At 74.8% G+C, this 18519-nt stretch carries 16 protein-coding genes; 8 read left to right on the top strand and 8 right to left on the bottom strand.

Translation table 11 applies throughout. From position 1 onward, the window contains the following. The first annotated feature begins 196 nt into the window (after positions 1-196). A complete protein-coding gene (locus LPU61_RS20020) occupies positions 197-769 on the top strand; it encodes a flavoprotein (RefSeq protein ID WP_043960925.1) in 573 nt (190 codons plus the stop codon). Between the two features lie 35 nt (positions 770-804). Here the strand turns inward: LPU61_RS20020 and LPU61_RS20015 are convergent, their stop codons facing one another. Both LPU61_RS20015 and LPU61_RS20010 read right to left on the bottom strand, forming a co-directional pair. Next, a complete protein-coding gene (locus tag LPU61_RS20015) occupies positions 805-1497 on the bottom strand; it encodes a hypothetical protein (protein WP_144420115.1) in 693 nt (230 codons plus the stop codon). Between the two features lie 39 nt (positions 1498-1536). Then, the gene (locus LPU61_RS20010) at positions 1537-2001 is read right to left on the bottom strand and encodes an RNA polymerase sigma factor (RefSeq protein WP_255700178.1); all 465 of its coding nucleotides are present in this window, start codon (positions 1999-2001) and stop codon (positions 1537-1539) included. A 199-nt stretch (positions 2002-2200) separates the two neighbouring features. On the opposite strand from LPU61_RS20010, the gene fdhD reads away from it, so the two are divergent. Then, a complete protein-coding gene (gene fdhD, locus LPU61_RS20005) occupies positions 2201-3082 on the top strand; it encodes a formate dehydrogenase accessory sulfurtransferase FdhD (RefSeq protein WP_229405723.1) in 882 nt (293 codons plus the stop codon). 16 nt (positions 3083-3098) lie between these two features. Here fdhD and LPU61_RS20000 read toward each other — a convergent pair whose 3' ends face one another. Beyond that, positions 3099-3662 (bottom strand): NUDIX hydrolase, encoded by a 564-nt coding sequence (locus LPU61_RS20000; RefSeq protein WP_043960929.1) that lies wholly within the window; start codon positions 3660-3662, stop codon positions 3099-3101. A 301-nt stretch (positions 3663-3963) separates the two neighbouring features. On the opposite strand from LPU61_RS20000, the gene LPU61_RS19995 reads away from it, so the two are divergent. Continuing rightward, positions 3964-5325 carry a helix-turn-helix domain-containing protein gene (locus LPU61_RS19995; RefSeq protein WP_229405722.1) on the top strand — a complete coding sequence of 454 codons (1362 nt, stop codon included), beginning with the start codon at positions 3964-3966 and terminating at the stop codon, positions 5323-5325. Between the two features lie 102 nt (positions 5326-5427). Here LPU61_RS19995 and LPU61_RS19990 read toward each other — a convergent pair whose 3' ends face one another. From LPU61_RS19990 to LPU61_RS19980, 3 genes are all read right to left on the bottom strand, one after another. Further along, complete coding sequence (locus tag LPU61_RS19990; protein WP_043960930.1) at positions 5428-6927, bottom strand: cellulose binding domain-containing protein; 1500 nt, start codon at positions 6925-6927, stop codon at positions 5428-5430. A 172-nt stretch (positions 6928-7099) separates the two neighbouring features. Further along, positions 7100-7618: a nucleoside deaminase gene (locus LPU61_RS19985; protein WP_229405721.1), complete on the bottom strand. Its 519-nt coding sequence runs from the start codon at positions 7616-7618 to the stop codon at positions 7100-7102. Between the two features lie 782 nt (positions 7619-8400). Further along, entirely contained in the window at positions 8401-9441 is a 1041-nt protein-coding gene (locus tag LPU61_RS19980) for a DUF4192 domain-containing protein (protein ID WP_043960932.1), read from the bottom strand. Positions 9442-9615: 174 nt separating this feature from the next. On the opposite strand from LPU61_RS19980, the gene LPU61_RS19975 reads away from it, so the two are divergent. From LPU61_RS19975 to LPU61_RS19955, 5 genes are all read left to right on the top strand, one after another. Further along, positions 9616-10533 (top strand): fructosamine kinase family protein, encoded by a 918-nt coding sequence (locus tag LPU61_RS19975; RefSeq protein ID WP_229405720.1) that lies wholly within the window; start codon positions 9616-9618, stop codon positions 10531-10533. Continuing rightward, entirely contained in the window at positions 10530-11597 is a 1068-nt protein-coding gene (gene moaA, locus LPU61_RS19970) for a GTP 3',8-cyclase MoaA (protein ID WP_043960936.1), read from the top strand. Before LPU61_RS19975 ends, moaA begins: the two co-directional genes overlap by 4 nt. 3 nt (positions 11598-11600) lie before the next feature. Beyond that, the gene (locus LPU61_RS19965) at positions 11601-11864 is read left to right on the top strand and encodes a MoaD/ThiS family protein (protein WP_043960938.1); all 264 of its coding nucleotides are present in this window, start codon (positions 11601-11603) and stop codon (positions 11862-11864) included. Positions 11865-11873: 9 nt separating this feature from the next. Continuing rightward, positions 11874-13118, top strand: coding sequence for a metallophosphoesterase (locus LPU61_RS19960; protein WP_043960939.1), 1245 nt, complete (start codon positions 11874-11876; stop codon positions 13116-13118). A 103-nt stretch (positions 13119-13221) separates the two neighbouring features. Continuing rightward, a complete protein-coding gene (locus LPU61_RS19955; RefSeq protein ID WP_043960940.1) occupies positions 13222-16410 on the top strand; it encodes a UvrD-helicase domain-containing protein in 3189 nt (1062 codons plus the stop codon). A gap of 16 nt (positions 16411-16426) precedes the next feature. On the opposite strand, the gene LPU61_RS19950 is transcribed toward LPU61_RS19955, so the two are convergent. Together LPU61_RS19950 and LPU61_RS19945 are read right to left on the bottom strand one after the other, a co-directional pair. Continuing rightward, positions 16427-17101, bottom strand: coding sequence for a prepilin peptidase (locus LPU61_RS19950; protein ID WP_229405719.1), 675 nt, complete (start codon positions 17099-17101; stop codon positions 16427-16429). Between the two features lie 10 nt (positions 17102-17111). Next, positions 17112-18086, bottom strand: coding sequence for an EamA family transporter (locus LPU61_RS19945; RefSeq protein WP_229405718.1), 975 nt, complete (start codon positions 18084-18086; stop codon positions 17112-17114). Positions 18087-18519 lie beyond the last annotated feature (433 nt).

The raw sequence follows: 18519 nt of genomic DNA, 5'->3' as shown, positions 1-18519 counted from the left end.
GCGGATCGTGATCTTCTTCATTTCCGTTCACCTCCTCGGCCGGCTGGTCGTTGGGGCGGCCGGCTGAGGACGAACCTGCCAGCCGGGCGTGCCCGGCGGCATGGGGAGCGACACCCAAACTCCCGCTCCGCGGCGGGGGCGAAGATGGGGCCGTTCCCCCATGTCCCCGGCGTCGCCGCGCCGCGACGCTGTCCGGATGCGAGACGACGCGCTTTCGGTGATCATCTGCGGCTCCAGCGCCGCCATGGCCACCTCCGGCTACCTCTCCTGGCTGCGCCAGGAGATCGACCTGCCGCTGCGGGTGCTGCTCACCGCCAGCGCCGAGCGGTTCGTGCAGCCCCAGGTCGCCGCCTGGTACGCCGACGAGGTGTACGCCAGCGGCGACCCGACCCTGAACCCGACCGAGTTCGCCCGGCGCTCGCTCGGCATCGTGGTCCTGCCGGCGACCGCCGGCACGATCGCCGCCGCGGCACTCGGCCTGGCCGGCACACCCGCGCAGACCGCCCTGCTGGCCAGCGAACGCCCGGCGATCTTCTTCCCGAGCATGAACAGGTCGATGTGGACGAAGAAGACCACCCGGCGGCACGTGGAGGCGCTGCGCGACGAGGGCCACACCGTCGTCGAACCGCAGGAGCGGGTGATCTTCGAGCTGTGGCGACGGGAGAACGCCCTCGGCATCGCCATGCCCCCGCCGGACGCCGTCGCCGAACTCGTGGTGAGCTGGCTGGAGAGCATCCTGGCCGGCGACTCCGAGGAGCCGGCCGCCTGACCGGGAGGCGGGTCAGCCGCTCACCGGCACTGCGGTCAGCCGCCCACCGTCTCCGCCGCGGCGGTGACGGTGATGCCCTCCGCGAAGCGGACGATCTGGTCGTCGCCGAGGCCCAGCGCCGCCGGGACCTGCACCAGGACCCGCCGCCCCGAGGCGTCCGGGAAGATCAGCCACCGGACGTCCGACAGCTTGCCCTCCGCCTCCCACGGGAAGCCGAGCTGGCCCGCCCTGCCGTCGACGTCGACCCGCGTCACGGGCGTGCCCTCGGGGAGCCGGGACAGGCTCTGCAGGGAAACCGCGATGCGGCCCTGGAGGCTGACGGCGCGCCCGGGCACGGGCGCGGCCGTGGACTGGCCTGGCGGCGCCACCACGAACGCGCTCCGGTCCGACGAGACCACCTGCCAGCCCTCCGGCACGGTGCTCACCTCGAAGCCGACCGGCTGGGCGCCGGTGTAGGCGACGAGTCGCAGCCGCGCCGCCTGCGTTCCCGTCGGCGCGGGCCCGTACGCGGCCGTGGTCGTGGGCGGGGCGCCGCCGAACTGCCCCGCGCCCACCACGACGACGGCGACGGCGACCACGGCGGCACCGGACCACGCGAAACGCTGCCGCCGGCGGCGGGTCAACGCCCGGTGCCCCCGGGCCACGTCGCCGGCGACGACGTCCGGGTCGGTCTGGTCGGGCGTGACGGCACCCGGCAGGGCCCGCAGGACGTCCATGACGTCTGACATGTCGGTAACTCCTTCGATCAAGTCGGATCAGGGGTCGGATCAGGCGTAGTCGTACGTGTGCGTGGGGAGGAGCGCCCGTAGCCGCTCCAGCCCACGGGCGCTCTGGCTCTTGACGTTGCCCTCGCTGCACCGCATCGCGTCGGCGGCCTCGGTGACGCTGAGCCCCTCGACGTACCGCAGGACCACCGCCGCCCGCATGCCCGTCGGCAGGGTGGCCAGCAACGCCAGGACCCGCGTCCCGTCGCCGCCCGGGTCCTCGCCGGCGACGACATCGGGCAACTGCGCGTGCACCCGCTCCCGCCGGTGGAACAGGCTGCGGCGCTCGTCCGTCGCCGCGTTCACGACACACCGCCGCGCGTACGCGTACGCGGTGTCCGGCCGCACCCTCGGCCAGGCCAGATACAGCCGGGTCAGTGCCGTCTGCACCACGTCCTCGGCCCTGGCCAGGTCACCGGAGACCAACAGCGTCGCCACGCGCACCAGTGCGGCGCGCCGGGCTGTCACGAACTCGGTGAACTCGCGATCCCGTTCGGAAGGCCGCTTCACAGGCCACCCACCTCTTCTCGTCCCCGCTTGCCACTCGGACACCCCTCCTACGGGATCGCCCCCGCATCCGTTGCATCCCGGGCGAGGAGGCTCGCCGCCATCGCCGGTGGCCAGGGTCCGCGCCTCGCCCGGGTCACCGGTCGGGCAGGATGGCGGGATGGGACGGGCGACTGACCGGCGGAACGTACTGCGGATCGACCTCGACGCCGCCGACCCGGCCCGCGTCGCCACCCGCCGGCCGGACAGCCTCTCCGTCGAGGAGCCGTTGGAGATCCGGGTCGGGCCGGCCGGGCCGGGCCGACGGCGGCCGTTGGCGGTGACCATGCGTACCCCCGGCGACGACCTGGACCTGGCGATCGGGTTCCTGCTCACCGAGGGGCTCATCCGAGGCGACGCGGACGTGCGCACCGCGCAGCTCTGCGCCGGCCCGGACACGCCGAACACGTACAACGTGGTCGACGTGGTGCTCGCACCGGGCGTGCCCGAGCCGGCCGCCGACCCGACCCGCAACTTCTACACCACCAGTTCCTGCGGGGTCTGCGGCAAGGCCAGCATCGACGCGGTGCGGACCCGCTCGCCGTACGCCGTCGCGGACGACCCGCTCACCGTGCCGGCCGCGCTGCTGGCCGAGCTGCCGGAGCGGCTGCGCGCCGCCCAGCGTCACTTCGACCGCACCGGCGGGCTGCACGCGGCCGGGCTGTTCACCGGCGACGGGGAGCTGGTGGTGCTGCGCGAGGACGTCGGCCGGCACAACGCCGTCGACAAGGTCGTCGGGTGGGCCGTCCGGCAGGGCCGCCTGCCGCTGGCCGGGCACCTGCTGCTGGTCTCCGGCCGGGCGAGCTTCGAGCTGACCCAGAAGGCGTGGATGGCCGGGGTGCCGCTGCTCGCGGCGGTCTCCGCCCCCAGCACCCTGGCCGGTGACCTGGCCGAGGAGGCGGGCATGACCCTGGTCGGTTTCCTGCGCGGCCGGACCATGAACGTCTACACGGGCGGCCACCGCATCGCGGCGGCGGGGCAGGGCGGCGTCAGCAGGGGCTGAGCCGTCCAGGCTGAGGTCAGCCGTGCTGGTCGAGCAACTCCTCGACGCGGGTGAACAGCTCACGCAGGTTCGGCTCGGCGGTGAGGGCACGCGCCTCGGGCAGGCTCAGCCAGCGCAGCGCGGCGGCCGGCTGCTCGGGCCGGGCCCGCTCGGGTTGCCCGGTGGCCAGCACGAACCGCAGGTCGGCGTGCTCGTGGGCAGGCTCGGTGGCGCTGGCCGGCACGGGCAGGACCACCACCTGCCTGATCGCGCCGTCCGGCCAGCACACCAGGTCGTCGAGGCTGGTCTCCTCCGCCCCCTCCCGCAGCACGACGTCGAGCGGGTCGCGCTCGCCGGGGTCCCCGTGGCCGCCGATCTGCAACCAGGACCGCATCCGGACGTGCCACCGCAGCAGCACGCGCCGGGTCGGCGGGTGGACGACCAACGCCGACGCGGTGACGTGCAGCGGCAGCTCACGGGACCAGGGGTCACCGGCCGCCACGAGGTCCAGGACCCGGCGCACGTCGGCGCTCTCGGCGGCGGTGCGCGGCCGGTAGCCGGCGAGCAGTGCCGCGATCGGCACCGGTGCGGTGTGGTGCATGTGCGGCTCCTGCGGTGCCGGGATCCGGAACGGGTCATCGTATCGAGCCGGAGTCCGTCGCAGGCGGACCTACCCGCACGCGGTGGCGACCGGGCGATGGCGGCGGCCGGCGATGGCGGCTGGTGGCGATGGCGGCTGGTGGCGGCTGGTGGCGGTGGCGGTGGCGGCCGGTTACTCACCAGTTGTTATGGCGATGCTCACGCCACTGTGGATATCGTCGCCCCATCGCGCCGTGCCACGATCGACACACGCTCAGTGAGCGCAGACGTGTCAGCGGTTGTGGGGGGACATGCGCGTCGGCATGCAGCATCGAGCTGGTTTCGGGCAGTGGCTCCGGGCGCTGCGGGACACCCGCGGCCTCACCCAGGAGGAGCTGGCCGAGGCGTCCGGCTCCAGCGTCCGCACCATCCGGGAGATGGAACGCGGCCGGGTCCGCACACCTCAGCGTCGTACGGTCGCACTGCTCGCCGACGCGCTCGGCCTGGCGGGCGCGGACCGCGACCGCTTCGTCGGGCTGGCCCGCGCCGGGCACCGCCCGCAACCCGACCCAGGGATCGTCGCCGCGTCCCCGGTGGTCCCCTCGGAGCTACCCGCCGCCGTGCCGAACCTCGTCGGCCGGGAGGCCGAACTCACTGTGCTGGCCCGGCTCACCACCGGAGTCACCGACGGCAGCGCCACGACCGCCTCCGTCGTCGTGCTGCACGGCCCTCCCGGCACCGGCAAGAGCAGCCTCGCCGTCGCCGCCGGCCACCGCCTCGGCACCGCGTTCACCGACGGCCAGCTCTTCCTCGACCTGCACGGCACCGCGCTCACCGACACCGGGCGGGCCGACGGCGGACGGGCCGTGGGCGCGTGGGTTGATACCGGGCGGGTCGACACCGGGCGGACCGGCGGTGCGTTCGCCGGCATCGTCGATCCGGCCGAGGCGTTGGCCGGGCTACTGCGCTCGCTAGGGGTGCCCGAGGAGGCGATCCCGGGTCCGTCGGAGCAGCGCGGCCGGCTGTTCCGCACCCTCACCCGGGACCGGCGGCTGCTGATCGTGGTGGACGACGCCGCCGACGAGGCCCAGGTACGCCCGCTCCTGCCGGCCGGGCGGCACTGCCTGACCCTGGTCACCAGCCGGCGACCACTGACCGGGCTCACCGGCGCCGTCCGCGTCCCCGTCGGGCTGCTCGCCCCGGATGCCGCCTGGCGGCTGCTCGCCTCGATCACCGGCGAGGATCGACTGGCCGCCGACCCGACGGGCACGGCCGAACTGGTCGAACTCTGCGGCCGGCTGCCGCTGGCGATCCGGGTCGCCGGGAACCGGCTGGCCAGCCGGCCGGGCTGGCCCGTCGCCCAGCTCGTCGCCCAACTCGCCGACCCACGCCGCCGGTTGACCGCGCTGACCGCCGGGGACCTCGACGTCCGGGCGACGTTCGACGTGTCGTACCGCCGGCTCGGCGCGACGATCGCCGGGGTCTTCCGAAGGGCGTCCCTCGTGCCGGGGGCGGAGTTCGACGCCGGCCTACTCGCCGCCGTCACGCGCGTCGACGTCGAGAGCGCGGCGGCCGCCGCCGAGGAACTGGTCGACGCCGGCCTGCTGCTGCCCCGGGGCGACCGGTACGCCTTCCACGGCCTGACCCGCATCTACGCCCGCGAACGCCTCGCGCTGGAGGAGTAAGGGCGCGGTGGGCTCAGCGCGGCATGCTCGGCGTGGATGGCAGAGCGGTGGGTCCCACCGGGTGCCCGCCCGATGGGACCCACCCGTGGTGGGAAGCTGAGGTCAGGAGCAGGTGGCGCCGTTCAGGGTGAACGGGGCCGGGTTGGTGGGGGCCCCGTCGGCCGTGAAGCCGAAGCTCACCGAGCCACCGGACGCGATCGTCGCGTTGTGGTTCTCGTTGCTGACCGTGACGGTCGCGCCGGTCTGCTGGAAGACGCCGTTCCAGTGCCCCTGCACGACCTGGCTCCCGCCGAACGTCCAACCCACGTTCCAGCCGGTGACCTGCGGGCCGTCGTTGTAGACGGTGACGGCCGCCTCGTAGCCGGTGCCCCAGGAGTTGACGACGGCGAAGGACACCCGGCAGGTGGCGGCCGTCCCGGTGACCGGCACGATGTCGCCGAAGTCGTCCCGGGCGGTGGCGAAGTCCTGGAACCCGAACCCGGGCCCCGCCGAGCGGGTCGTGGTGCCGGCGGCCAGGACGGTGCCGTTGGCGTTGACCGCGTACACCGGGCCACCGCTGTCACCGCTGCGGGCCGACTCGTCGCCGTCGAGCTGGGTGGCCTCGACCAGGTCCTCCCGGTCGTCGTAGTGGAACTGCACCTCCAGGTTGCAGACCGGGACGCCGATCTCCCAGGCCGAGGTCGCCCCGGACTGGCACAGGATCTGGCCGGGGAACACCTCGGTCCAGCCGACCACCCGGGCCTTCACCTCGTCGTTCGAGCCGCCGACGTAGAGCCAGCCGCCGGCCGACGGGGTGCCGATGAGCATCGTGTCGTGGTCGGTGTTCTTGTGGGTCTGCACGCCGATCGGCTCGCCCTGGCCGTCGCTCCACTGCGACCCCACCGAGCCGCAGTGCCCGGCGCTGAGCAGGTGGTTGGTGCCGGCCGCCACCTCGCGCACGCCGAAGCCGACGGTGCAGCCGGCACCGGAGTCGTTCCAGATCCGGGCCCCGCCGTTCCAGGGCGCGGAGTCGTCCTCACGCGAGCGGGGAACCAGCCGGTCCCGCTCGACGATCGTGGTGCGTACCCCGGTCGCCGGCAGCTTTGGCAGCGCCGCGTCGGCGTCGTCGACGGCGATCTCGATGCCCGAACCGTCGGTACGCAACCGCACGTCGTGCGCCGAGTCGCGCGCGTCGCCGTCCACCACGGGCGCGATCCGCGCGGCTGCGGCGGCCAGTTCGGTCTTGGCGTACGCCGCCTTGGCGACCTCGACCGGCGCGATCCGGCGGGCGACAGCGACGGCCGAGGCGACGTCGGCCGGGAGGCTGCCCTTCCACCAGAGCGTGACGTGGTCGCCGACCAGCCCGATCCCGGCGTACCCGCGCGAGGGGGCGCGCTCGACGGCGGCCCGCAGCCCGGTGGCCGCGTCGACCAGCGGCACCTGCGCGACCATCCGGTCCCGGGTGCCGCCCGGGATCAGGTCGAGGATCGTCGTGCCGCCCGCCCCCGGGGCAGGGGCGGCCTGCGCGGGGGCGGGGGCCGCCGCCGGACCGGCCAGCGCCGTGGCACCGGCGAGGACCCCTGCGGCGAGGAGGCGAGAGGTCACCTTCCAGGTTCGTTTCATGACTGAGAGTCAACCCACGACGGTACGCCCGAACCAGGCAGGACGGGCGGCAGGAGGCTCCTGCCGCCCGTCCTGCCGGCCGCCTCCACGGCTCACCCGACCCGCACTTTCATGATCGTCTGTCGTTTTCAGACACTCCCGCCGGCGTGTCGTCTCACCTTTCAGCAGACGATCATGGACCCGTCGAGGGCGACGACACGGTCAGGAGGGACTGGGCCCAACGGCGCGCGCCGGATTCCGGGGCGGTTTCGCAGTAGCGGCGGAAGAGACTGCGACTCTCCTCGCGGCGGATGCCGCCGAACAACTTCGGTGGGGCGAACCAGGGCAGGTCGGGGCTCGGCCGCCAGGCAGCCGCAAGCGCGGCCCCGCCGTCACTCGGCGACTCCAACGCGAAGTAACACTCGTCCACCCTCATCGCCATGGCCGCGCCCAGGCACATCACGCAGGGCTCCAGGCTCACCGCGAGTCGCACCGGGTACGGCCGGCGACGCCAGCCCAACGCCTCGTCGGCCTGCATCATGGCGAGCAGATCGGCGTGCACGAGTCGTCGCCCGCTCGTCCGCTCCTGCGTGTACGCCCGACCGATGATCTCGTCACCCAGCAGCACCACCGCCCCGATGGGCTGCTCGCCGACGGCCAGCCCCTCCTCGGCGGCCTCCAGCGCGGCCCCTACCAACTCGTCCGGAGTCATCCTCGAACCCTATCGATCGACGACCCTCTACACCTGACACAAGCCAACAGGCCATCCACACCGACCTGCACCAACACCATGCGTGGCATACCGACAAGAGCCGGGGCGCAAAGCAGGGGCAAAGAGCATCCACACCAACCCCCTGCCGCACCCGGACCACCCATGCGAACGCGGGGAGCAGCGCACGAACCACGGGGACACCCCCAGCGGTACGGATCACCCCCGCGCACACGGGGAGCAGGTGCCTGCTGATGCAGCGAGGGGCCCGGATCTCGGATTACCCCCGCGTGTGCGGGGAGCAGGCTTCTTGGCCTGGAGCGCTAAAGATCAAGTGTGCGGTCTTCCTTCACTTGCCTGCGCAAGATCGACTCCTGCCTCACACCATTCTCGGCCGCTTCGGGCCGCGCACAGCATACGGCGGAACCGAATCGATGCGGGTGTGCCGCAAAGCGTGAAAACACGACACCACTCCGCGACAGACAATCGCGCAGCAACAGCCACCGACCCCCTCCCAGACAGACGATGAATCCGAGCCACGCATAGATCTTGGTGCATTTCAGCCCCCAGAGGGGCCGTTTCTCACCAAGATCTACCGCTTGGGGAAGCGAGCCGGGGCCGGGTGGGGCCCGCCCGCGGAGGGATCAAGCCTGACCGCCCGGAGCGGGCGGGCCCCGGCGAACCCCCACCCACACCCGCGACAAGCACACGGAGCAGGCCAGCAAGAACCAACAGAGCCGACCAGACAACCAGACGAGCGAGCCGACCAGCGTCCGCCTGACGAATCAGGGATCACGGCGACGTCGACGGCGACGGAGCACCCCCGGGGGACGGTTCGCCGGCCAGCCGTCGAGCTGCGACGGCGGCACCCCGCGACGCAGCAGGTCGTCGAGGAGCAGGCCGAGCGAGTAGTTCGGATGTGCCTCCAGCACCCGTTCCAACGCCACCGCCGCCAGCGCCCCCTGCCCCGCCCGCCAGCAGGCGAAGGCGAGCAGGGAGCCCGGGGCAGCGATCAGGTCCCGCTCGGCGCGGCGCAGGACGTCCGTCCAGAGGGCGATGTCCCGGTCCCGCCCGTCGGTGCGTTCCCAGGCGTGGTCCCGGACGGGCAGGTGGGTCAGCAGCAAGGTCAGCCAGGCCACCTCGTCGTCGGTGAGCCGCTCGCCCCGGCGGCTCCCCCGCAGGGCACCACGGACGGCGTCGATGCCGGCCCGGCGCAGTGCCCGGCCGCCGAGCAGGTCGGCCTCGCCGGCTGCGGTGATCAGGGCGTCCAGTTTGCGTTCGGCGCGGTCGACCGCGTGGCGCATCGCCACCCGCGCCGGGCCGCCGAAGGGGGCCACCTGCGCGGTCAGGGCCGCCCGGTCGGGCAGCGCCACCTGGCCGGCGAAGACGGCCGCCGCGCTGACCTCGCTGGTGCCGGTGTCGTACGGGGTGCCGTCGGGCGGGCAGCAGGCCGGATCGTCGCACAGGTACGACCAGTATCGACCGCCGGTGACCCGCAGCACGTCGAGCACGGCCAGCCCCGCCGCGGTCAGCGAATCGCGTACGGCGTCGACGGCGGGGGTGACCCCCGAGGCGTCGCCGTAGCCGAGCACGGTGGCGGACTCGGCGCCCTGCCGGGCGATCACGCCGGCCAGGTGGACGGCCGGGTCCAGCGGGTCGTCGCCGGGGCCGGGCAGGTCTGCGCGGGCGGCGAAGACGATCCGCCGACCCTGCAGGGCGACCACCACCACGCTGTCGGCGGGGTGGAAGCCGAGCAGGTAGGGCACGGCGGCGATGAGGTCGGCGGGGGAGCGGACGGTGAGCCGGGCGGGATCGGTGCGGGTCATGCAGGCAGCGTGGGCCGGGCGGGGGGCCCTCCGGGGGGCCTGTGGACGACACGCCGAGTTGTCCACACTACTCACAGTATTCGAGCAGCTCAGCGCGGTGCGCCGGTGGTGTATCGACGGCGCGGAGGAGAGGCGGCCCGCACGGCGGGGCGGCGCAGCGGCTACCTTGCGCACATGGACCTGGCGTACCTGCGGGCGCATCCGGAGCACCTCCCGACGTTCCTCACCCACCAGCGGATCCGGGAGACCCCGGTGGCCGGCGGGGACGTCTGCGCGGCCTCCCGGTTGACCCTGGACGACGGGCACTCGGTCTTCGCGAAGACGTGGCCCGCGGAGCGGGCGGGGCGGCCGGTGCCGGAGGGCTTCTTCGCGGCCGAGGCGGCGGGGCTGCGCTGGCTGCGGGAGGCCGGCGCGGTGGCCGTACCGGACGTGGTGGTGGCGCTGCCGGAGCTGCTGGTGCTCGACTGGGTGGAGCCCGGCGAGCCGACGCCGGAGGCGGCCGAGCGGTTCGGCCGGGAGTTGGCCGCGCTGCACCGCGCCGGGGCCCCCGCGTTCGGCGCGGAGTGGGCCGGCTTCGTCGGCGCGCTCCCCCAGGACAACACGCCTGACGACGGCCCCTGGCCGGCGTGGTTCGCCCGTCGGCGGCTGCTGCCGTACCTGCGGATGTCGGTCGATTCCGGCGCGCTCACCGCCGCCGAGACCGCCCTGGTCGAGCAGGTCGTCGAGCGGGTCGGCGAGTTCGGCGGCGACGAACCGCCGGCCCGGGTGCACGGCGACCTGTGGCCGGGCAACGTGCTCTGGGGGGCCGACGAGCGGGCGTGGCTGGTCGACCCGGCCGCGCACGGCGGACACCGGGAGACCGACCTCGCCCAGTTGGCGCTCTTCGGCGGCCCGCCGCACCACGAGCGGATCATGGCGGCCTACCGGGAGGCGTGGCCGCTGGCCGACGGGTGGCGCGAGCGGGTGCCGCTGCACCAGTTGCACCTGCTGCTGGTGCACACCGCCCTGTTCGGCGCGGCGTACCGCGATGCGGTCAGTGCGGCCGCCCGGGACACCCTGCGCGGAGCGGGGCGCGCTACCGTCGAACGGTGACCGCCGCGCGAGGGACCGACGGCGTCCTCGTCGACCGGTACGGCCGCGTCGCCCGGGACCTGCGCGTCTCGCTGACCGACAAGTGCAATCTGCGCTGCACCTACTGCATGCCCGCCGAGGGGTTGCCCTGGCTGGCGGGGCCGCAGCTGCTGAGCGACGACGAGATCGTCCGGCTGGTGCGGGTGGCGGTAAAGCGGCTCGGGGTGACCGAGGTGCGGTTCACCGGCGGGGAGCCGCTGATCCGTCCCGGGGTGGTCGGCATCGTCGCGGCGGTGGCCGCGCTGGAGCCCCGGCCCCGGATCTCGCTGACCACGAACGGGCTCGGTCTCGACCGGCTGGCCCCGGCGCTGCGGGCCGCCGGCCTGGACCGGGTGAACGTGTCGCTGGACACCCTCGACGCCGCTCGGTTCGCCCGGCTGACCCGGCGCGACCGGCTCGCGGACGTCCTCGCCGGGCTGGCCGGGGCCGCCGCCGCCGGGCTCACCCCAGTCAAGATCAACAGCGTGCTGATGCGGGGCGTCAACGACGACGAGGCCCCCGCGCTGCTCCGCTTCGCCCTGGCCCACGGCTACGAGCTGCGGTTCATCGAGCAGATGCCGCTGGACGCCCAGCACGGCTGGGACCGGGCCGCCATGGTCACCGCCGACGAGATCCTCGCCACCCTCCGCACCGGAGGCGACGCGCGCACCCGAGGCGACGCAGGCACCGGAGCTACCCGCCGCACCGGCTTCGATCTGACCCCCGACCCGGCCGAGCGGGGCGCGGCCCCCGCCGAGACCTGGCTGGTCGACGGCGGTCCCGCCCGGGTCGGGGTGATCGGCAGCGTCACCCGCCCGTTCTGCGGCGACTGCGACCGCACCCGGCTCACCGCCGACGGGCAGGTCCGGGCGTGCCTCTTCGCCACGGAGGAGTCCGACCTGCGCGGCGCGCTGCGGGCCGGGGCGGACGACGACGAGCTGGCCCGGCGGTGGCGGGCGGCGATGTGGGGCAAGCGGGCCGGGCACGGCATCGACGACCCGACGTTCCTCCAGCCGGCCCGGCCGATGTCCGCGATCGGCGGGTGACCGGTGCGCCACGACGTGCCCGACCAGCTCACCATCCGTTTCTTCGCCGGTGCGCGGGCCGCCGCCGGCACGGCCGAGGAGACCGCATCCGCCGGCCGCAGCCTGGACGAACTCACGGACGAACTGACACGACGGCACGGCGAGCGCCTCGCCGCCGTGCTGAGGGTGGCGAGTTTCCTGGTCGACGGCGTGACCTGTCACGATCGCCGGACACCGCTGCCGGCAGGGGCGACGATCGACGTGCTGCCGCCGTTCGCGGGCGGCTGAGGAGGCTCGGTGTTGGCGGTTGTGGCTCTGGTGGGCTTCGTGCTGGTCGTGATCGGCCTCATCCACCTCTACCTGTGGAAGCGCCTGGTCGCGGACACCACCACGTCCCGGCGGCTGCGCCGGGCCGGCGTGATCGCGGCGGCGCTGCTCACGCTGCTCGTGCCCGCCACGATGGCCGGCACCCAGAACGGCCTGTACTGGCTGGCCTGGCCCGGGTACGTATGGCTGGCCCTGATGTTCTACCTGCTGGTCGCGCTGGCCGTGCTGGAGGTGCCGATGCTGGTCGCCCGGCGGATGCTGCGCCGCCGGGCGGTCGCGGCCGAGCCGGCCGCCGCCGCGCCCGAGCCGGTGCTCGTCGGGGCGTCCGGTGCCGCCGACCCGCCGGCCGCCGAGGCCGTCGACCAGCCCGACCACGACCCGTCCCGCCGGCTGCTGCTGGCCCGTGGGGCGGCGATCTTCGCGGGCCTCACGGCCGCGGGCACCGTCGGGTACGGGGTACGCAACGCCCTCGGCCCGCCCCGACTGGACCGGGTGCAGATCCCGCTGGCGAAGCTCCCGCGCGGCATGGACGGCCTGCGCATCGCCACCGTCTCCGACATCCACCTCGGCCCGCTGCGCGGCCGGGCGCACACCGAGCGCATCGTCGCGATGATCAACCGGCTGGACGCCGACCTCGTCGCGGTCGTGGGTGACCTGGTCGACGGGTCGGTCGCCGAGCTGGGCGAGGCGGCGGCCCCGCTGGGCAACCTGCGCTCCCGCTACGGCAGCTTCTTCGTCACCGGCAACCACGAGTACTACTCCGGCGTGGAGGAGTGGGTGCGGGAGGTGGACCGGATCGGCCTGCGGGTGCTCCAGAACGTCCGCCAGGAGATCCGCACCCCGGCCGGGGTGCTCGACCTCGCCGGGGTGAACGACGTCACCGCCGCCGGGACCGGGCTGGCCGCCCCCGCCGACTTCGCCGCCGCGCTCGGCGGCCGGGACCCGAGCCGCCCGGTGGTGCTGCTGGCCCACCAGCCGGTGGCGGCCGTCGAGGCCGCGAAGTTCGGCGTGGACCTGCAACTGTCCGGGCACACCCACGGCGGCCAGATGGTGCCGTTCAACCTGGCCGTCCGGCTCCAGCAGCCGGTCGTGTCCGGCCTCGGCGAGGTCGACGGCACGAAGGTGTACGTCACCAACGGCGCCGGCTTCTGGGGGCCGCCGGTGCGGGTGGGGGCGAACCCGCAGATCACCCTTGTGGAGCTGCGCACCCCCTGATCGGCGTAGCGCGCCCTCGCCCCGGTGTCCAGACAAGGATTGCTCAGGTCACGCGTACGCGTGGCGGCGGGCGGGCGTCGGGGCGGGCGTGACAGGATGCGGCGTGCTCCCGTTCAGCGCCGTACCCCCGGCCGGCCCCTCGCCGTTCGTCGCGGACCTGCACATCCACTCGAAGTACTCGCGCGCGTGCAGCCGCGACCTGACCACGCCGAACCTCGCCTGGTGGGCCCGGCGCAAGGGCATCGGGGTGCTCGGCACCGGCGACTTCACCCACCCTGCCTGGTACGACCACCTGCGCCAGACGCTGCACCCGGCCGAGCCGGGCCTATACCGCCTCTCCCCCGAGACGGAGCGGGACGTCGCCCGCCGGCTGCCGCCCCGGCTGGCCAGCGAGGCGGAGGCGGACCCGGTCCGGTTCATGCTCAGCGTGGAGATCTCCACGATCTACAAGCGGGACGACCGCACCCGCAAGGTGCACCACCTGGTCTACCTGCCCGACCTCGACGCGGTGGAGCGGTTCAACACCACCCTCGGCCGGATCGGCAACATCGCCTCCGACGGGCGGCCCATCCTCGGCCTCGACTCCCGGGACCTGCTGGAGATCACCCTGGAGGCCAGCCCGGACGGCTACCTCGTGCCGGCGCACATCTGGACGCCGTGGTTCTCGGCGCTGGGCTCGAAGTCCGGCTTCGACGCGATCGCCGACTGCTACGCCGACCTGGCCGGGCACATCTTCGCGGTGGAGACCGGACTGTCGTCGGACCCGGAGATGAACTGGCGGGTCGGCAGCCTCGACCGCTACCAGCTCGTGTCCAACTCGGACGCCCACTCGCCGCCCGCCCTGGCCCGCGAGGCGACGGTCTTCGCCACGGGCCGCGACTACTTCGCGATCCGCGAGGCGCTGCGCACCGGCGACGGGCTCGCCGGCACCATCGAGTTCTTCCCCGAAGAGGGCAAGTACCACGCCGACGGGCACCGGCTCTGCGGCGTCAACTGGTCGCCGGAGCGGACCCGGGCGGCCGGCGGTCGCTGCCCCGAGTGCGGCAAGCCGCTCACCGTCGGGGTGCTCAGCCGCGTCGAGGAGCTGGCCGACCGGCCCGAGGGGCACCGGCCGGCCCACGCCCGGGACGTCACCCACCTGGTGCCGCTGGCGGAGATCCTCGGCGAGCTGAACCACGTGGGCCCGAAGTCCAAGAAGGTCGAGGGGAAGCTCAACGACCTCGTGGCCGCGCTCGGCCCGGAGCTGGAGATCCTGACCCGCGCCCCGCTCGACGAGATCGGCCGGGTCGGCGGGGAACTGCTCGCCGAGGGCATCGGCCGCCTGCGCCGGGGCGACGTGCGCCGGGTGCCCGGCTACGACGGCGAGTACGGGGTGATCACCCTCTTCGACCCGGCGGAGCTGGGCGGGAAGGGGACGGGGGCGCAGGCGGAGACGCTGTTCGACGTACCCGTGCCGGCGCAGCGACCGGCCGCGGAGCCGGCGGCGAAGGCGAAGCGCCCGGCCGCCGCGAAGGCCGAGCCGAAGCGGAAGCCCACCCCGCCGGCCCCGCCGCCGCCGATCCCGCCGCAGCCCTCCCCGCACGAGCCGTTCGAGCCGATGCTCGCCGGGATGGAGGAGGTCGGCACGGGGCTGCTGGACCGGCTGGACGCGATGCAGCGGGTGGCCGCGTCCGCGCCGGGCGGCCCGCTGCTGATCGTCGCCGGCCCGGGCACCGGCAAGACCCGCACGCTGACGCACCGGATCGCCTACCTGTGCGCCGAGCTGAACGTGTTCCCGGAGCGCTGCCTCGCGATCACCTTCACCCGGCGGGCCGCCGAGGAGCTGCGGCACCGCCTCGACGGGCTGCTCGGGCCCGTCGCCGAGGACATCACCGTCGGCACGTTCCACTCGCTGGGCCTGACCATCCTGCGGGAGAACGCGGGCACGGCCGGGCTGCCGGCCGACTTCCGCATCGCCGACGACGCCGAGCGGGCGGCGGCCAAGGCTGAGGCGGGGGAGGACCAGGCGGCGTACACCGCGCTGCTGCGCAAGCGGGACCTGGTCGACCTCGACGACCTGCTCACGCTGCCGGTGGAGCTGCTGCGCGCGGACCGGAAGCTGGTGCAGCGCTACCGGGACCGCTGGCAGTGGATCTTCGTGGACGAGTACCAGGACGTCGACGCCGTCCAGTACGAGCTGCTGCGGCTGCTCAGCCCCGCCGACGGCAACCTGTGCGCGATCGGCGACCCCGACCAGGCGATCTACTCGTTCCGGGGCGCGGACGTCGGCTACTTCCTGCGCTTCTCGCAGGACTTCACCGACGCCCGGCTGGTGCGGCTCAACCGCAACTACCGCTCGTCGGCGCCGATCCTCGCCGCCGCCGTCCAGGCCATCGCGCCGTCGTCGCTGGTCCGGGGCCGCCGGCTCGACCCGGCGCGGCTCGACCCCGAGGCCCCGCTGGTCGGCCGGTACGCCGCCGCGTCCGTCGCCGACGAGGCCGACTTCGTCGTACGCACCGTCGACGACCTCGTCGGTGGCCTGTCCCACCGGTCGCTGGACTCGGGGCGCATCGACGGCCGGTCCACCTCGCTGTCCTTCTCCGACATCGCCGTGCTGTACCGCACCGACGCGCAGGCCGCCCCCATCGTGGACGCCCTGGCCCGCGCCAACGTGCCCGTGCAGAAGCGCTCGCACGACCGGCTGCGCGACCGGCCCGGGGTGGCCGCGATCGCCCGGGAGCTGCGGCACGCCGACGGCTCCGGCGGCCTGCCCGCCCGGGTGCGGCTCGCCGCGCAGGTCGTCGCCGACCGGTTCGCCACGCCCACCCTCGACGGCTCCGGCGTGGTACGCCCCGAGGAGGTCCGCGCCGCCGTCGACCTGCTCACCCCGCTGGCCCGCCGCTGCGGCGACGACCTGGAGCTGTTCCTGTCCCAGCTCGCCACCGGCGCGGAGGTCGACGCCCTCGACCCGCGCGCCGAGGCGGTCACCCTGCTCACCCTGCACGCCGCGAAGGGGCTGGAGTTCCCCGTCGTGTTCCTCGTCGGCTGCGAGGACGGGCTGCTCCCGCTGCGCTGGCCCGGCTCGACGCCCGACGAGGACGCGATCGCCGAGGAGCGGCGGCTGTTCTTCGTCGGCCTCACCCGCGCCCAGGACCGGCTCTACGTCAGCCACGCGGCCCGGCGCGCCCGGCACGGGGCGGAGCGGGACTGCCGGCCGACGCCGTTCCTCGACGTGATCGACCCGGGGCTGTTCGAGCGCCTGGGCGAGGCGGAACCCCGCCGCCCGAAGGACCGCCAGCTCCGCCTGCTGTAAGAGAAGGCGGGGCGGCTCAGGCGGTGAGGGTCGCCAGCCAGGCGCCGGCGAGCAGGGCCGGCCCGAGCGGCAGCAGGGTCTCCCGGCGGGCCCGGCGAGCGGCCAGCAGGCCGAGCACGGCCAGCCCGTGCAGCACGTGCGGCAGGACCAGCCCGGTCAGCAGCGCCGGCCAGCCCAGCCAGCCGAGCGGCAGCCCCAGCACGGCGGCCAGCTTCACGTCGCCGAAGCCGAGCCGCGAGCCGGGCAGGAGGGCGAGCAGCGCGTACCCAAGGAACGACAGCCCCGCCCCGGCCAGCGACGCGAGCAGCCGGCCGGGCCGGCCGTCGACCGCCGCCGCCGCGACCAGCCCGGCCACCGCGCCGAGCGCCGCCAGGCCGACCAGCGGGTCCGGCAACCGCAGGCAGGCCAGGTCGACCGCCGCGAGCACCAGACCGACCGCCGCCACCGCGAGGAACGCCGGCAGCGCCGGGCCGACGCCAGGCGCGACGCCGAGCCCGCCGAACACCACGGCGGCCACCGCCACCCAGGCCACCGCCCTCCCCCGGGTCGGGACAAGCCGGGGTACGCCGGTGAAGCGCCCCGCCAGCCACGGCACGAACGCCCCGGTGACCGCTCCGGTCAGGGCGAGAACGAGGACTCCGACGGTCGGCCGGCTGGTCAGGGCGAGAACGAGCACGCCGGTGGTGGGCACCGGCCGGACGCTACCGCCGGGCGGGTCGGGTCGCCGTCCCGGTGCGCCGTCCGGGGCGTTCCGTGCTGACCACCAGCGCGACCCCGGCGACGATCACCGCGCCGCCGAGCAGCACCTGGGCGGTGATCGGCTCCGCGACCAGCAGCGCGCCGAGCGCGACCGCGACGACCGGGTTCACGTACGCGTAGGTGGACACCAGCGAGATCGGCGCGTGGTGCAGCAGCCAGACGTACGCGGTGAAGGCGACCAGCGAGCCGGCGACCATCAGGTACGCGAGGGCCAGCCAGGACCGTCCGGTGACCTGCCCGAGGTCGAGGTCCCGCAGTTCGCCCCGGGCGGCGGCGAGCACGGTCAGCGCCAGCGCGCCGGCGACCATCTCGTAGACGGTGGCGACGAACGGATCCGTGGGCATCCGCAGCCGCCCGGCCAGGTAGGACCCGACCGACCAGCAGGTGGCCGCCGCGACCACGGTCAGCGCGCCGGCCAGCGGTGCCGCGCCCGACCCGCCGGTCGGCAGCACGAGCAGGACCAGGCCGAGGAAGCCCAGCGTCACCCCGGCGAAGGTCCACACCCGGGGCCGGTCGCCGCCGAGCGTACGGAGCAGGACGACCAGCAGCGGAACCGTGGCGACGAGCAGCGCCGCGATGCCGGAGGGCACCGCCGTCCCGGGCGGCCCCGACTCGGCGAGCACCACGAGGCCGTTGCCGCCGGCCAGCAGGAGCACGCCGACGAGTGCGGCGGAGCCGAGCTGCCGCCGGTCGACGCGCAGGGCGCCGGCGCCGCGGCGTACCCGGAGGAAGAGGGCGAGCACGGCGGCGGCCGCGCCGAACCGGAGGCCGGCCGACGTGAGGGCCGGCAGCGACTCCACCGCGACCCGGATGGCCAGGTAGGTGGAGCCCCAGAGGACGTTGACGACGGCCAGCGCCGCCCAGATCAGCGCCGGTCGGGCCGCCGGCGCGGCGGCTGCGCCGGTCGGCTCCGGCACGTTCGGTAGGGGTGGCGTAACCCGCCGGGGTGGTGATGTCATCGGTTCGCCACGCTACGGTGACCACGGCGTCGGCGTCCCTGGTTGGTGGCCGGCCTCACCGCTCGGGGTAGGAGGGTGTGCATGTCGAACTACGGACCACCGGGTGAGGGTCCCGCCGGGGCGCGGCCCGGGCGTCGGCCCGACGACGGGTACGGCACGCCGGCCGAGCCGTGGGCGGACGACGCCTGGGGGGATCCGGATCCGGCGGCTCCACCCCGCCGCCCGGGCGCGCCGGAGCCGGGGTACCCGGCGCAGGGCGGCTACCGTCCCGGGCCGGCCCCCTATCCGCAGGGCGGCCACCGGCCCGAGCCTGGCCCGCACCCCGGCTATCCGCCTGAGCCGAGTCCGCGATCCGGCCATCGGCCCGAGCCGGGCCCGCACCCCGGCCGTC

It is taken from the genome of Micromonospora sp. NBRC 110038, assembly GCF_020884815.1.
Classification (GTDB): domain Bacteria; phylum Actinomycetota; class Actinomycetes; order Mycobacteriales; family Micromonosporaceae; genus Micromonospora; species Micromonospora haikouensis.
This window is presented reverse-complemented; position numbering and strand designations above follow the sequence as displayed.